At 64.7% G+C, this 15,656-nt stretch carries 13 protein-coding genes and 1 pseudogene; 1 reads left to right on the forward strand and 13 read right to left on the reverse strand.

What is annotated here, in order from left to right:
- Positions 1–153 precede the first annotated feature (153 nt).
- The 10 genes and pseudogenes from M3N53_02710 to M3N53_02755 form a co-directional block, all read right to left on the reverse strand.
- Positions 154–1,398 carry a hypothetical protein gene (locus tag M3N53_02710; protein ID MDP9067245.1) on the reverse strand — a complete coding sequence of 415 codons (1,245 nt, stop codon included), beginning with the start codon at positions 1,396–1,398 and terminating at the stop codon, positions 154–156.
- Between the two features lie 241 nt (positions 1,399–1,639).
- Positions 1,640–3,130 (reverse strand): hypothetical protein, encoded by a 1,491-nt coding sequence (locus M3N53_02715; protein ID MDP9067246.1) that lies wholly within the window; start codon positions 3,128–3,130, stop codon positions 1,640–1,642.
- A 128-nt stretch (positions 3,131–3,258) separates the two neighbouring features.
- Positions 3,259–3,585, reverse strand: coding sequence for a helix-turn-helix domain-containing protein (locus tag M3N53_02720; GenBank protein ID MDP9067247.1), 327 nt, complete (start codon positions 3,583–3,585; stop codon positions 3,259–3,261).
- The gene (locus tag M3N53_02725; GenBank protein MDP9067248.1) at positions 3,578–4,423 is read right to left on the reverse strand and encodes a hypothetical protein; all 846 of its coding nucleotides are present in this window, start codon (positions 4,421–4,423) and stop codon (positions 3,578–3,580) included. Before M3N53_02725 ends, M3N53_02720 begins: the two co-directional genes overlap by 8 nt.
- Positions 4,410–4,907 (reverse strand): SigE family RNA polymerase sigma factor, encoded by a 498-nt coding sequence (locus M3N53_02730; protein MDP9067249.1) that lies wholly within the window; start codon positions 4,905–4,907, stop codon positions 4,410–4,412. The genes M3N53_02725 and M3N53_02730 overlap by 14 nt, the downstream gene beginning before the upstream one ends.
- Before the next feature lie 201 nt (positions 4,908–5,108).
- Positions 5,109–5,918: a hypothetical protein gene (locus tag M3N53_02735; GenBank protein ID MDP9067250.1), complete on the reverse strand. Its 810-nt coding sequence runs from the start codon at positions 5,916–5,918 to the stop codon at positions 5,109–5,111.
- A 168-nt stretch (positions 5,919–6,086) separates the two neighbouring features.
- A complete protein-coding gene (locus M3N53_02740; GenBank protein MDP9067251.1) occupies positions 6,087–6,767 on the reverse strand; it encodes a response regulator transcription factor in 681 nt (226 codons plus the stop codon).
- A 47-nt stretch (positions 6,768–6,814) separates the two neighbouring features.
- Positions 6,815–9,736: a PAS domain S-box protein gene (locus tag M3N53_02745; GenBank protein MDP9067252.1), complete on the reverse strand. Its 2,922-nt coding sequence runs from the start codon at positions 9,734–9,736 to the stop codon at positions 6,815–6,817.
- 367 nt (positions 9,737–10,103) lie between these two features.
- A pseudogene (gene tatA, locus M3N53_02750) lies at positions 10,104–10,229 on the reverse strand (twin-arginine translocase TatA/TatE family subunit).
- Positions 10,230–10,240: 11 nt separating this feature from the next.
- Positions 10,241–11,254, reverse strand: a complete 1,014-nt coding sequence (locus M3N53_02755) for an LLM class flavin-dependent oxidoreductase (protein MDP9067253.1) — start codon at positions 11,252–11,254, stop codon at positions 10,241–10,243.
- Between the two features lie 38 nt (positions 11,255–11,292).
- Between M3N53_02755 and M3N53_02760 the strand changes: the two genes are divergently transcribed.
- Positions 11,293–11,757 carry a CBS domain-containing protein gene (locus M3N53_02760; GenBank protein ID MDP9067254.1) on the forward strand — a complete coding sequence of 155 codons (465 nt, stop codon included), beginning with the start codon at positions 11,293–11,295 and terminating at the stop codon, positions 11,755–11,757.
- 2 nt (positions 11,758–11,759) lie between these two features.
- On the opposite strand, the gene M3N53_02765 is transcribed toward M3N53_02760, so the two are convergent.
- The 3 genes from M3N53_02765 to M3N53_02775 form a co-directional block, all read right to left on the reverse strand.
- Positions 11,760–12,932, reverse strand: coding sequence for an acyl-CoA dehydrogenase family protein (locus tag M3N53_02765; protein MDP9067255.1), 1,173 nt, complete (start codon positions 12,930–12,932; stop codon positions 11,760–11,762).
- Between the two features lie 66 nt (positions 12,933–12,998).
- The gene (locus tag M3N53_02770; protein ID MDP9067256.1) at positions 12,999–13,895 is read right to left on the reverse strand and encodes a CoA ester lyase; all 897 of its coding nucleotides are present in this window, start codon (positions 13,893–13,895) and stop codon (positions 12,999–13,001) included.
- A gap of 74 nt (positions 13,896–13,969) precedes the next feature.
- The gene (locus M3N53_02775; GenBank protein ID MDP9067257.1) at positions 13,970–15,565 is read right to left on the reverse strand and encodes an alkaline phosphatase family protein; all 1,596 of its coding nucleotides are present in this window, start codon (positions 15,563–15,565) and stop codon (positions 13,970–13,972) included.
- Positions 15,566–15,656 lie beyond the last annotated feature (91 nt).

The raw sequence follows: 15,656 nt of genomic DNA on the forward strand, positions 1-15,656 counted from the left end.
CGGCGACCGTAGCGGGAATCCTGCGGCACGACCGTGACCATCTTTGGCACCGACCCACCTCTGAGCATTGGAGGAACCTGGAGGCCGAACCGGCCACCACGACCCCGCAGCAAGGCTGCTACACGACGATGTCGGGCCTGCTCGCCCCACTGCTCACGGGCGGCGCACGTCGTGGTGGAAGTCGTCGACGACCGTCCTGCGCGGGTCCCACGGCCCGCGGCCGCGCCCCCGCTCCAGCACCTCGACGCGCGCACCCGCCACCTCGATGTACGCGTAGCCGATGTTGTCGTCCTCGCGCGTCTCGAGCAGGTCGTCGGGCGCATCGCTGGTGATCAGGACGACGTAGCGGCCGTTTGGCAACCGCTCGCCGTCATCGTCACTGAACTCGATGTAGTTGCCCGGCAGTTGAGCACCATAGATATCTCCCCAACCACCGGAAAGCCCCATCGTCTGTCCGCTCGGTGGGTCCCCGTTCGGCAGGTGGCTGCACGTGCTCTGATCGTCACCCTTGGGCTCCTGATAGAACCGCCACCAGTCGGCGAGGCGGTACTCGCCCATGCAGAAGCCCATCTTGGGCCCGGTGCTCACCTTGCGGAGCGTTTGCGTGCGTGCGCTAGCGGCGAACAGCTCGAGCGTTCCGAGGCCTTTGTGATGGTAGTGGGCGTGGGTCTTGTGGTACTCGAAGCGGCCGGCCTCGCGGAGCCTGCTGGAGCCGTCGGCAAGGAACAAACGCTGGTACATCGTGCCCTCCGTCACCACACCCTCGAGCGGGGAGAACTCGAGCTGGAACCGCCCCGGACTCGCGTTCTCGAAGCCCAGCGCGAGACGCAGGCAGTGCCTCGCGCCGTGCTCTATCGTCTCGTCCGGCAGGCACGACCGCCCCGCATATGACTGGAACGTGAAGTCCCACGGGGGGATCACCCTCAGGTTCGGCGCCAGCAGCCCGTGGTGTGCCGATCGCGCCAGATCGGTGTCGGTGCGCGCCCGGACACGGTACGGCTCGCCGCCGCGGCCGACCTCGAGCGCCCACTGCCCGGGCGCGGGGTCGTCCACGAACAGCTCGACGCTCCACGAGAAGTCCTGAGAGTCGAAACGTTCGCCACCGGGACCGACGAGCTCGACCTCGTAGCGCGACTCGCGGTAGGGCCAGTCGAAGCCCACCCTGAGCCTGGACGCTCGTTCCGTCACCCTGAACGTGTGGACGGTCGGACCGGCGACGCCTTCGAAGAAGACGGCGCGTCCCGGCGCGAGCGTGCCCAGATCAACGCTGCTGGACGCTTGATCCGGAACCGCGGCCACCATCAACAACGCGGTGGCCGCGACCACGATCCCCGCTGCGGCGCGGGTCGCACGCGGGTGCCGCCGGCGGACGGGACGAAGGGGCCCGATCAGGAACACGGTTCGTTGATGATTCCGGTGCTCGTGAAGAAGGTCACGTCTGACTTGATCTCCGCGGTCTCGAGGCCTGGGCCTCATGTCCTATGGCTGCGGATGAGACGTCTATCCGGTGGATGCACCACCTGCCACCCGCCTCGACCCCTCAAGTACCTCTAGAAAAGAGGTTCGACGTCGCGGCCCTCGGTCCCATCCGCCAGGTGGCCGATTTTTACTCCAGGTACCTCCGTAGCTGCTCCAGCCTTCAACTCTGCCTCCCGAGCTCGATAGCGACCGCGGGCTCCGGGTGGGCTGCGTCGGTGAACGACACGGCGATCCGGCCGCCGGGCATCAGGGTGATGCTGGGGAAGTCGCAGGAACCGTCTCGGGCAGCCTTGACGCCTATCGGGAAACAGCTATATCCCCCCTCCCCCATGGCATAGATCTTCGTCACACGCGGTCGCTCACCGCGCAGCGAGAACCGGTAAACGAGGTCACGCGTCACGAGCGGGTCGTCCTTCGCGATCGTGTGCACGACGAGTACAGCGGTCCTCTCCTGGCCGCTCACGCGGAATGCCTTCTGGACGTCCGGCGGTATGTCACGAACCTTGTATCCGGCCAGCAGAGGGATCGATGTGGAGGACCATTTCCGGCCTCCATCGGTCGAGATCATGTACTCGATCGTGCGTTCGGTTAGCGAAACGTTGTGCAGACGACCCCGGGAGTCCGCGAGCGTGCGCCCGGCACCGAACACCCAGCGGGGAGACAGTGGCTCCGGGTCTCTCGGACCCTGCTCCGACGGGAAGTCGTACCTGGACCACCTCAGTGTCGCCGGATCCAGAATCGTGCGCGGCGCGCTGTCCTCGGGGTCGAGCAAGCCGTACCAGGGCCTCTCGGCCATCGCCTTGCCGCGGCCGTACGGGGTGACTCCGATCAGCTCGTGCGGTTGTATCCAATCGAGCTCCGGCCACCGCTCCACCTCTAACGGTCCCGAACGCGGGAGGTTGGTGGCCTGATCGGCCTGCCTGCTGCTCGGAACCGAGTAATTCAAGCCGTCGAAGCTGTATATGAAAGGCGCCTTCACGTAGAGCCCGGCGCGCATCACGGAGATGTAAGGCACCGTCTGACCACCGAACGTGAAGGGACCTGGCATGACTGCGACCGTCGGGCGGTCAACGAGTGGAGCGTGCACCTCCGCGACGGAATAGAACCACTTCTTCGCCGCAGCCTCGTACTTGAACGTCGGCGCGCGCAGCGCGCTGGAGGCGGCGTCCTGACCGACCGCAACAACGTCACCACCGGGCGCAACCGCAACCGCGCCCTCGAAACTCATCCACGACTCGCGCAGCTCGGGCGCAGGCAGGATCTCGGACCACGTACCACCCTGGTCCGACGATACGCGCAGCCACTCTCCGCCGAAGTCGAGCAGCATCCCATCTTGCGTCGACGCAAGGTAGTTCTCATGCTTGTTGCCCGTCCCACTCACGACGCGCCACCGGGTCGGGGCGAGCCGGCGTCCCCGCGCGTTGTAGGTCGCATAGCTGACTTCCTCGACCGTGGCCTCATCGAAGGGCTCCACGAAGGCCTCTAGCTTGAGGGGGATGGGTTGAGCCAATGCCCCGTCGGACGGACGCATCGGGACGGCCATAACTACGAGACCCAGCACAGGAACAAAGCGGGAAAGCGTCCGGAGCACCCGTCCCCAACGACGCTCGGGGCGCGCTCCGTGCGTGGTGATCGGGTTCGTCCACGTCATCGAGATCCTCCTACGAGACTGTCGGGGGGACAGTTATGCGATCGAAGCGCGAGTCCTGCGCCGACGTGTGCCAACCTCTGTCACCAGCGCTCGCGTCGTCGCGCCAACGTCCCGGAAGATCCCACGATTCAAAAGCCGAGCTGCGAGAGCCGCGCTGGAAGGTCGGCCGCGTTCTCGACACCTACGCGTCTGCGTAAGGTCGCTAAGCGCCGGTACACGCTGCGCTTACTCATATGAAGCGTGGCAGCGATCGTCTCCGGAGATTCGCCACGTGCCACCAGACGAGCGACCTGCTCCTCTTCGACCGTCATCCCGAGTGGGATCGTTCCCGTTTCCAGCAACTGCGCTGCCTCGTCCGGCATCAGAGGAACCAACAACATCTCACGTCCGCGATCTGCCCAGCGCGAGGCGGCCTGCGGCGTTGACATCAGAATCCACACGAGGTCGTCACTCATTGGAGAACACAGCTTCGATCCAACCTCCAGCTGGACGGGTCGAATCCTCGCCGGCGCAGTTTCCTTCCTCAACGTGAACTGTTACGAGCACCGTTGTCGGGAAGATCACGACCGTCTCGCTGGTGCCACCGCAATAGATCGTTGGGTCACCCACTGTTCCGTGACGATCCCATTGCGTTATGCGTACAAGAGCGGGAGCACCGGAGTCATCGCGAACCGCGATGCGGAGGAAGCCGTCCTCAGGTCGAACCTCGAATGGAGCGCAACCATCTCGTAGGAAGGCACATTGACTGCGGGGTTCAAAGTCCTGCCTGACGACCGGCATCTGGTATGCCTCACTAGCATGGCGAGAGCGATCGCCGTGGCGGGAAGGAGGCGGCGGGGCCTCCGCGCCGGCGGCCGCTTCCTTCTCTTTCGGATCGACTGGACCCGCGGCGGCAGGCGCGGCTGATGGCGGTCTCCTCCTCTGCGACGGAACCGCCGATGGCGGCCGCTGCCGTTGCACGACGCCGCCGATCGCGCCGCGGCGATCGGCCAGAGACCGCTCCAGACGCGGAAGCTCCAGCCGGTAGCGCTGATCCTCGTCAAGCTGGTCGTAGCTGCGATCCACCGGCGGTAGGTCGAGGTCATCGACGCCGAAGCCAACGCTGCTGATCTGCGGAGCGAGCGAGGCTACAGTTACGGCGACTGCAGCACCCACTACCACCATCATGCGGATCCGCTGCCGGCGGCGGTGGCGGACCGTCGTGCGCACGCATGCGAGATCACGCTCTACGAGCACGTCGACAGCGTCGGCGGTACCGATGAGGCCCTGGCGCAGGCGGCTATCGAGTTGCATCCACGCCCACCTCCTGCACCAACGCCTTGTTGAGCCGCTTGCGTGCCTTGTGGAGGTGCACCTTTACCGTCGACGGCGAGCACTCCATGAGTTGCGCGATCTCGGAGACAGGCTGATCCTCGAAGTAGAAGAGGACGATCGCAGCTCTCTGTGCGGGCGGAAGCGCCGACACCGCCTGCATGAGGTCCGTGTCCGGCCACGGGCGCGTTGGTTCAGGCAGCGCGATCCGGCTGAGCGCATGTTCGTTGAACCGCCTCCGGCGTAGGGCGCGCACGGACATCCTGATGGACACCCGTCGCACCCACGCCTCCGGCACCTCGTAGCGCGAGACCTTGTCCCATTTGCGGAAAAGCTGGACGAACGCCTCCTGCGCGACATCCCGCGCCGCTTCCTCGTCGCCCAGGATCAAGAAAGATGTCCTCAGGACGCGCGGATACTCGCTCCGAAAGAACCACTCGTAGTCTTCTTCGTCCGAAAGTCTCACCTAGAGCCCTTCGTTGTGGCCGGGAAACCGCTTCACGCGGCGTTGACTACCAACAGACCTGAGCGGCCCGAAAGGTTTATCGCGCACACAAGGTAAGGCGGCAATCTGTCTGGTTCCTCACCGCCCGCCGCGGCGAGACGCCACTGCTTGCGGATCCCCAGTTACATCATTGAAGGGACCGAGACGTTTACTCGGGCTTCGCTACGGCGACGCGAAGTCGACCGCGTGACCCCGAACGACCGCCCCCTCAAGCGTCCCGAAGTTGCCCGCGTTCCAGACGATCATGAACGGGAACATGACGGTGCAAGGAGTCTCGTTCTCTTGCATCAAGGGCGACCCCTGTGCACAGTTGCCGTAGTGGTGGTGAGCCCCCATCAGATGGCCAACCTCATGAGCAGCGATGACCGCCGCCATGTCGTCCCGAAGCTCGTCATACTCGCCGACGCCCTCGCTGAACGAGAACGCCTCCTCGTCGTAGCGGACTCCGCCGATGCAAGCGGCCATCCCCCCGAGAGCGTAGACAGGCTCGCCTTCGGCGTTTCTGTAGTAGACGTCCTTGCCCGTTAGCAGGTGAACGACATCCGAACCTTTGGGTCTCGCGCCGCCAACCGCCTTCTCCATCGCGGCGAACAATGCCTCGTGGCCCGCTGCCGGTCGGCTTCCACCTGGACGTGGAGGGTCGGCGGGAACGGAGATCCGCCGGTACCCGGTCACAACGATCTCGATGCCCAGGGGCGCGTAGCTCTCACTCACCCGCTCCATGACCGCACCCGCTCGCCCCTTAGGCATGCGATCCAGCAGGACCATCACCTCGAGCTTCACCACCTGTCCGTCGTCAGACACGCCGGAGACACCGGCGCTCTCCGGGACGAGCTCGAGGCAATCGCGTTCGGGATCATCGAGGGCAGTCGCGCCCAGAGGATCGGGAAGTTCCGCGGCGGCGGGCGAGGCCGCCTGGAAGGCCACAAAGACAAGGATCGATGCGATGGCCACCCGCAGTGCAGATCTCACGACACACTCCTTGCCGGTTGAGCCTTCCCCTCCCCTGGTTAGTACTGATTCGGCACATGCGAGTAACAACCTCTACCGCTGCAGAGCCCGAGAGCGTGGGTCCATCTGCCCCTTCGCTATCGAAGGGGCGGACGCGGCGGCGTGAGCACCAACAGGGCGTGGGTCCGCTCAGCCCGCGGCGTCGAGGTCGTCTGCCGCCGGCACCTCGAGCCGGTAGCCGATCCCGCGGACGGTATGGATGTATCGAGGAGCTGCCGGGTCGTCCTCGATCTTCGCGCGCAGACGCTTGATGGCCATATCTACGAGCCGCGAGCCGCCGAGGTAGTCGTAACCCCAGACGTTCTCTATGAGGATGTCGCGGGTGAGGACGCGTCCCTTGTGGGAGACGAGCTCCAACAGCAAGCGGAACTCGGTCGCCGAAAGCTCCACCTCCTGATCGCGCTTCCATACCCGATACGCCTTCGGATCGATCACGATGTCACCGGCGGTCAGGGTTTCTGCTACGACGCTTTCCTGCGGTTCCGACCGCCGCCGAAGCAGGGCGCGGATCCGCGCCTTCAGCTCGGTCATGTCGAAGGGCTTGCGGACGTAATCGTCGGCGCCAGATTCCAGTCCGACAACGGCGTCGACAGTGTCGATCCGCGCGGTCACCACGATGATCGGCGTTGACGCCATCTTGCGGATACGGCGACAAACCTCGAACCCGTCGATCGTCGGAAGCATCACGTCGACGATGACGAGGTCGAAGCGACCACCCGCGAATACGTCGACGGCCTTGACGCCGTCTTCCTCGACGGTAACCGCGTAGCCTTCCAGCTGGAGCGCGGCTGCCAACGACTTCCTCACCATCGGATCGTCCTCTACCAACAAGATCGACGAGGGTGGCTGCGGCGGGATCACTGGTCGCTCCCGGCAGCAGTCACAAGATCGTCTGCCTGATCGATCTGCTCTTCAGCCATCGGCACGTGAACCCGTACCTTCGTCCCGCGGCCAGGTTCGCTCTCGATCGTGATGAGCCCGCCGATACGGGCCACCGCGGAGCTGGCCGACGCGAGACCGAGCCCAACACCCTTCGCGCCTCCACCCCGTTTGGTCGTAAAGAAAGGTTCGAACGCTTGCTCTTGGGTCTCGAGGTCCATCCCGACACCGTCGTCTTCCACAGTCAACAGCAGCGCGCCCGCGTCCTTGTCTTCCGTCAGACGGATCGTTATTACGCCTCGTTCCGGTATCGCCTCGCTCGCGTTCATGACGAGGTTCAGCAAGACCTGGTTGAACTGGCTGACATCGACTTCGGCGGACGAGCGCGCAGCCTCCGAGCGGATATCAAGGGATACCCCTTCCTTGACAACCGTCCGCAGCAACGAAGCCATGTCGTGGACCAAAGCGTTGATATCGACGAGCTCGGGATACGGAGGCCGCATGAGGTTGAGGAGGTCGTTCACCAGATGGCCCGCCATCAAGGTGCCCTTCTCCAGATCGTTCAGCGCCTCCCGCCCGTCGTCCGACGAGACCTCCTGGCGCAGCAGATCCGAATTCAGCCCGATAGCGGTGAGCACGTTGCCCAGGTCGTGCGCGAACCCACGCGCTAAACGACCGACCGCTTCCATCTTCTCGCCCTGACGAACGCGCTCCTCCAACGCCCTGCGCGCACGCGCTGCTAGCTCATGCTCGATCGCGATCGCCGCGAGGCTGCTCAACATCTCGACGATCCTTACCTCATCGGTGCCTGGTCGCCGGGGCTGTGAGTGATAGATGGCGAACGTGCCGAGGACCGAGCCGGTGGACGATCTGATCGGCTCGGACCAGCAGGAACGCAGGTCGTGCCGCGACGCGTGCTCGGCGTAGGCGCGCCATCGCGGGTCGAGGAGGACGTCCTCCACGATAACGCGCCTGCTTTCGTGCGCGGCGGTCCCGCAAGAACCATTGCAGGGCCCAACCTTTACGCTTCCGATGTCTTCGTAGAACCGCTCGAGGCCGGGTGCTGCACCAACCACGAGAGACTCGCCCTTCTGGTCCGTGAGACAGATCGAGCAGAGGACCTCGTCGTTGTACTTCCCCACAGTGTGGCAGAGCTCCGCGAGAACGTCGTTCAAGGATGCGTCACGAGCGATTTCCCTGAGGATGCGCGCCTGATCCTCGAGCAACGAGTTCGCCCGCCGCTGCTGCGTCACGTCATGAAAGCTGACCACGCGGCCGATCACGTCGTCGCCCAGCCGTTGAGGCACGACGCGGGTCTCGAAGACGCTGCCGTTGTGGAGCTCCATCTCGTAGCACGCCGAGCGATGCGGGTCGCTCTCCACCGCGGCTGCTCGAGCACGGGCATCGGTCGGCTGCTTTATCTGTCGGAACGCGTGCTCCCGCCGACGGTCGCGGTCCCATCCCGCCCATACCTCCGGATCTACACCCCACATCGCCGGGAACTGTCTGTTGTAGGTCACTGGCCGGCCCTCTAGATCCGTCGCGATCACAGCGTCCGCGATGGAGTCGAACGTGGTGTTCAGAAGAGAAAGGGACCTCGTGACCGCCTGCTCGTGAGCCACGCGATCGGACACGTTGGCGGCCACTCCGAGCACCCCGACGATCTCCTCGCCGCGGTCCCGCAACGGTGAGTACCAGACCTCCCACCACCCGCCAAAGCCGCGAAAGTCCGCAACGATGTGCTGGTGCTCGCCTGCGAACGCCTTCTCCACGGCCTGCAGAGCCTCCGGCACCTCCGCTAGGAACTCCGACGCAGGAAGCCCGATGAGGTCCGTCAGATCGGTCCCGAACTCCTTGACCCCTCGCCCCGACACCATGTCGAGCCGCAGGTCCGCGTCGTAACTGAAGACGATCACCGGCAGGCTCCAGATCACGCTCTCCAGCTGCTCCGCCGTGTGCTTCAACTCGGCACGTGAGCGCCGGCGGTCGGTGACATCCTCGAGAATCACGCAGAGCATCCGGGACGCCTCGCCGTCTTCAGGTCCGACCGTCAGCATCGTGACTGTGGCGCAGACGTTCTCGCCGTTCCGCGCGATCAACTCCACCTCCGTCTGGTGCGCCCGCAGTTCGCCTCTGAGCGTCTTGTAGAGACACGTCTCCAGCTCGTTGGCTGCCTCGGGCGTCGTGAGGTCCTTCAGCGACATCGAAGCGAGATCATCGGCGTCGTACCCCAGCATCCTCTCGAACGCGGGATTCACGCTTGCGATCCCTCCGCTCGACACCATCGTCACCACACCGACCGGCGCCGACTCGAAGACGGCGTCCAGCGCCTTCATCCTCTGAAGGAGAGGCTTCTCGCGCTCCTTGGCGTCCGTGATGTCGAACAGGACGCCCTCGGTATAGAGCGGCTGACCATCGTCGGCGCGGACGAGACGGGCGCGGTGGCCGAGCCAGATGGTCTTGCCGTCTCGTCTGACGAAGGGGTATTCGAGCGACAGGGGCTCACCCGACTTCTTGTGGCGCGCGACCGCATCCTGCGCCTGTTGGCGGTGCGACTGCGGTATCTGACTGGTCCACAGTTGGCGATCGCCGGCGAAATCCTGCGGGAGGAACCCCGTGAGATCTTCGATCTGGTCGCTTAGATAGACAGTCGCCGCCGGATGGTCCAGCGTGTTGATGTAGGTGGCGACCGGAAGCTGCTCCACCAAAGCGCGGAACTTCGCACCCTCTTCCTCGCCCTCGCGCCTGACGTTCCCGTAATGCCTCAACAGGAGCAGCGCTACAACCAGCGCGGCGACAACGTTGACAAGCGCCAGAACGGGAGAACCGCGGTCCCACGCCGCCACCGCCGCGGCGACCGCAACCGCCGCCGCAACATAGGCCCACGTGAAACGCTTCATCAGCTGACGTCCTTTGCCTGGCGCGGGCACGAGCCGCTCGTCAAAGAGACAGGTTGTCCGCCGCCGCAAGGACTCCTGTGACTAGATCAGGGCGAGTTCAGGCTATCCCGCGCCCGTAAGGGAGTATCAGTCGCGGCGTCGTCGTTACCCAATTGTTACTCGGCGGCGCCGCGAGGCCGCCACTCAACCAGGAGGCTTAGGCGCTCTTCTTGCCGTCGCCCGTAGCCGCGGCCACGCGTTGCTTCTCCGCGACGATGTCATCGGCGCTCTTGCCGCAACCAGGGCAGAACTTGGACTCGGCGGGGACGTCGACGTTGCAGAAGGGGCACGGTCCTTCGACGGGCTGCGCCTGGTAGCCCTCTTTCAAGCCGCTCTTGAACTCCTTGCCGGCCTGGCCCATGGAGCGAGCGAGTTGTGGGAGGCGCTTCGCGCCGAACAACAGCATGACGACGACCAGAACGATCAGAAGCTCGGGTCCACCCGGTAATGACATCTCGATACCTCCTAACGCAGCGCGGGGATGATCTCGGCCCCGATGAACTCGACATCCTCTTCGTCGGCTACCTGGAACGGCAGCGCGCCGAGCCCGAAGATGACTTCCTCGACCCCTAGGTCCGAGAGGCGCCCGAGCTGCTCGACCACCTCGTTTGTGGTTCCGGCGATGCGGCCCGTCCGGAACTCCTCCCAGGATACTGCGGCCCGGTCTTTGTGGGGCCGCAAAACACCGTCGGGTGTGCGGTTCAGCAAACGTTCATATCGCCGCGCGACGTCGGCTTCGTCGTGGCCCGCCAGCACGTAGGCGCCGACGGAACGCCTGAGCGTGTACGGCTCACGAGCGGCTCTCTCACACGCTTCGTCCGCGGCCCGCTTCCGCTCGGCGAATGCCTCGATCGAACCGATCCACGAGAAGTTCCAGCCGTCGGCGACCCGGGCGGCGGTCTTCAGCAGGTAGTCACCTTTGCCGCAGATCCATACCGGGGGCCGTGGTTGCTGCGGGGCCAGGGGACGACAGATAGCCCCGTCGACCGCGTAGTGCTTCCCATCCAACACCAGCTCCTCTCCCTCGAGGAGCCTCTGGACGATCTCTACGGCTTCTCCGAGCCGTGCGATCCTGGTTCCGGCGGGATCAAAAGGGATCCCCGCGGCCCCGTACTCGGGCTCGTACCAACCGGCGCCGATCCCCAGGTCCAGCCGTCCTCCCGAGAGGAGATCCAGCGTCGCGACCATCTTCGCGAGGAGCGCGGGGTTACGGAGGTCGTTGCAGAGGGCGAGGGAGCCGATCCGGACGGTGTCGGTTGCAGCAGCGAGCGCGCTCAACGTCGTCCAGCACTCGAGGGCTGCTCGAGGCTCGGTCGAGCCGCCGTACTTGCTCCAATCAAGAAATAGGTGGTCCGAAACCCAGACCGAGTCGAATCCCGCCGCTTCGGCTCGGGTTGCTATGCGGCGCACACCCGGCCAAGAAGCCGGCTCACCCGCAAGGCTGGTGTCGTAATGAGGCAGGGCGAGGCCGAAGCGCATGCGGCGGAGTGTAGAGGTCCACTACAATCTGCGGACCTATGAACGTCTCCGACATCATGACGCCCGCGGCCGTGTGCGATTCCGCCGATGACACGCTGGAGGAGGCCGCATCGAAGATGTGGCAGCAGCAGACCGGATCGCTGTTGATCATGGAAGGCCACCGTCTCGGTGGCATCGTGACCGAGCGAGATGTCATGCGGACCGTTGCAGAGGGGAAGGACCCGAAGTCGGTCTCGCTCCGGGAGGCCATGACCAGCAACGTCGTCACCATCGCCCCCGACACGGGACTCACCGAAGCCGCACAGAAGATGTTCCAGCACTGGTTCCGTCACCTCCCGGTCGTCACCTCCGGTGGGGACGTGGTGGGGATCGTGTCTCTCCGAGACCTACTGGGCCTGGTGAAAGAGGGCCTGGACGAGCCGGCGGCCCTTCAGCACCTGACCGGCCACAAGCTCGTACGCGACATGCGCCTAGAACGAGTAGAAGCCGGAGACCTCGACTAGCGCTAGAGCTTGTGGCGTTCTAGCAGGCGCCGCGCTATGACGGTCTTTTGGATCTCGCTGGTGCCTTCGCCGATCAGCAGGAAGGGTGCGTCGCGGTACAGACGCTCGATCGTGAACTCCTTGGAGTAGCCGTACCCGCCGTGCACCCGCAGCGACTTCAACACGATCTCGTTGCAGGCCTCGGACGCGAACAGCTTCGCCATCCCGGCCTCGAGATCCGACCGCTCCCCCGCTGACTTCTTCTCCGCCGCGGAGTACAGCATCAGCTTCGCCGCCTCCAGCGTCGTGCCCATCTCTGCGAGATGGATCTGGATCGCCTGGTGCTCGCTGATGTTCTTGCCGAAAGCTTTGCGCTCCTGCGCGTACTTGATGGCTTCTTCGAACGCACGACTCGAGACACCGACGGCGCGAGCCGCGACGTTGACGCGGCCTAGCTCGATCCCGTCTAGCACCTGCCGGAACCCTTGACCTTCCTCGGTTCCGAGCAGCGCCGAGGTCGGGATGCGGTAGTCGGAGAAGTTCATCTCGGTCGTCTCGACGCCCTTGTAGCCGAGCTTCTCGATGTTCTTGCCGACGTCAAGCCCGGGGGCGGGGGTGGGGTTGCCGGGCTCTTTCTCGACGATCAGCATGCTCATGCCTTTGTGCGCGGGCTGCGCCTCGGGGTCGGTCTTCACCAGCGTCATCACGACGCCCGAGCGGAGACCATTCGTGAGCCACATCTTCTGACCGTTTACGACGTAGCTGTCGCCGTCTTTGATCGCCTTCGTCCGGATCGCCTGGACGTCAGAACCAGCCTCGGGCTCGCTCATCGCGAGGGCGGCGCGGATCTCGCCGGTGGCCATGCGCGGCAGGAGGCTCTGCTTCTGTTCCTCGGTCCCGAACCGATTGATGAGGTAACAGCCCATGAAGTGCGTGTTGAGGACCCCGGAGAGGCTCATCCACCCCCGCGCCAGCTCGACCACCGTCAGTGCGTAGGTCGTGAGGGTCTCGCCGATGCCGCCGTACTCCTCCGACACCGTGATGCCGAAGAGCCCCATCTCCTTCATCTGCTCGACGATCGCCTCGGGATACTCGTCGCCGTGCTCCATGTCATCCGCGACCGGGATGACTTCCTTCTCCACGAACTCACGGACCATCTCGACCATGGCCTTCTGGGTGTCGTTCAACTGCAGCATCTCGGTTCCTCTCCGTTCTGACGTCGTAGCACCATGGTGGGCGGTAGCTGGGTTACCAGAAAGCGACTAGGACCATTCGGCTTGGAAGTCCTCTAGCTTCTTGACCCGGGTCATGCCGGCCGCGCGACCCCGTTCCGCGAACTGAACGGCCATCTTGCGGGAGGCTTCGTCGATCATCTCGTTGCCGAACATGACCGCGCCGCGGCGATCGATCTCGGTCGAGTACTTGTAAGCATCAAGCAGAGCCTCGGCCTTGTCGTACTCCTCTTGGGTCGGAGTGAAGACCTCGTTCAAGACGTCGATCTGACCCGGGTGAAGCGCCCACTTGCCGTCGTAGCCGAGAGCCCGTGCGCGCATCGCCATCTCGCGGAACCCGTCGAGGTCCTTGATCAAGAGGTACGGCCCGTCGATCACCTGCAGACCCGCGTCGCGGCCGGCGATCAGGATGCGCTCGAGGACGTAGTGCCAGTGGTCTCCCGGGTACCCGGGCATGGGCAAGCCCGCCGTCACGGTGGGGAGACCGAGCGAGGCACTCATGTCGGCCGGCCCGAGGATGATCGTCTCGGCACGGTCCGACGCGTGGGCGATCTCGTGGACGTTGCGCAGCCCCGTCGCGGTCTCGATCTGGATCTCCAGCCCGATCCGCTTGTCGAGGTCGGTATTCGTCTCGATCATCCGCAGCATGTGGTCGACGAACATGACCTCGTGGGCGTGCTGCACCTTCGGCACCATGATGCAGTCGAGGTACTGACCCGCGGCCTCGACCACCGTCTTTAGGTCGTCGGCCGCCCACTGCGTGTCGACCGAGTTGATGCGCACGACGACTGTCTTGTCGCCCCAGTCGTTGTTCTTAAGAGCATCGATGACGTTGCCGCGGGCCTCCTCCTTGGCCAGCGGAGCAACGGAGTCCTCTAGGTCCATGAAGACCTGATCCGCCGGCAATCCCGGAGCCTTCCCGAGCATCTTCGGACTCGAGCCCGGAACCGACAGACACGACCTACGAGCGCGCAACTGAGCCTCCTAGCTGGTTGAAGGTCCTACTCGACGTAGCCGAGACCGCGCAGATGGTCCTCGATCTCGCCTTCCTCATCCGAGGTTAAACCGCTGGAGGCGTCCCCCACCGAGCCGCCGGCCTGCGCTTGGTTCGAGGTCGCCTCGACCTTCAAGTCAACGCCGTCGCCAACCAGTGAACGAAGAACCTTTCCGTCGCGCGGGACCGCGCTGGTGACTCCGAGTGCGGCCATCGCGGTCGGGCCTAGGTCGATCAGCTCGGCGGTTTCCTTCAGCGGGCCCGGCGTTACCTCGGGGCCGGTGGCCACGATCACACCTTCGAGCCGGTGATCGCCGGACAGCCAATCGGCCTCTTCGACAGCGCCCTTGGCATGCGTCAACGAGTACCCCTCCGCGGGCACCAGCAGGATGTCCGGTGCGGTCTCGAGGAATGGCCCCGACAGCACCTCTTCTTTGAGATAGGTCTTCCCCACGGGGTTCTTACCGGTGACGGGGTCTTTGAATGCTTCGACCGCGGCTCGTACCTCGTCGCGTACCCTCTCGTAATCCTTGGGATCGACGATGCCGCCGGGCTCCCTCCCTTTCAGGTTCACCGAGACTCCCTCGCCTGTGGAGACGACGCTCGTGTAGGCGCGCGTCTTCGACCACTCGATCGGCGAGGCGGGAATGGAGACCTTGCCGTGCAGCTTCAACAGGTCATAGACCCTGCGCGCGATCCGGCGGCCGGGCCCCCACCGGATGAGGTTGAACGCGAACGAACCCTTCCCGAACTCCAGGTACCCCATCTGCTGCAGGATGCGGTCCATCGTGCAGCAGCGCCAGCATGCCTGGTGCCCGTGATCCGACATGAAGATGACGAGGTCGTTGTCGGTGGTGCGTTCTAGGAGCTTCGCCAGACCCGCATCCAGCTGCTGGTAAACCGCCCTCGTCTGCTTCGCGACCGGCGAGTCCTTCAGCTCCTCGTACTTCGGGTGGTCGGGTGAGATGTACTCCATCAAGCAGTGCTGGATCCGGTCGGTGGAGACGTAGACCAGAACCCCGAAGTCCCAGTCGGTCGTGTCGAGCAGGTACTCGAAGCTCTTCTGGCGCTTCTCCGTGATCTCGGCCGCCTCCTCGAGGAACGCCTCCGGACGGTTTCGGAACGTCGTCCAGCTCATCCCGTTCACGGGGAACGGCGCGTTCGCGTCCAGCTCCTCTTGCAGCTCGACCGGATGCGTATACGAGCGGCTCGCAGGAAGGACACCACCGCCGATGACCTTCCCCTTGATCGCTGGTGTCGGGAAGGTCAACGGGATGTTGATCGCGAGCGACGTTTTGTCGGCGGCCGTGAAGTCATCGAAGATCGTGCGCGCCTTTATCGACCGGTACGTGACCGGGAGGCGCCGCGTGGCACCAGGCTTGTGCTCCAAGATGTCGAAGACGCCGTGGCCCGCGGGGTTGAGGGCGGTCATGAACGACGGCCACGCGCACCAGGAATGAGAGGGCACGGTGGAAAGACAGTCCCCGTGGGCGCCGCGCTCGATCAGACCCGCTAGGTTCGGCAGCTCCCCCGCATCCAGCATGGGCTGCAGGACCTTCCAGTCGGCCCCGTCCCAGCCGATGATCAGAACTCTGTCGGGCATAGATGTACTTCCTCCTCAAAGGGCTTGGCGGGGACGGCAGGTGACGCCGTCGGACCCACAAGAGACGGGGCTGAGGTTAGCAGGGCAGCCG

Source organism: Actinomycetota bacterium, from assembly GCA_030776625.1.
GTDB lineage: Bacteria > Actinomycetota > CADDZG01 > CADDZG01 > WHSQ01 > MB1-2.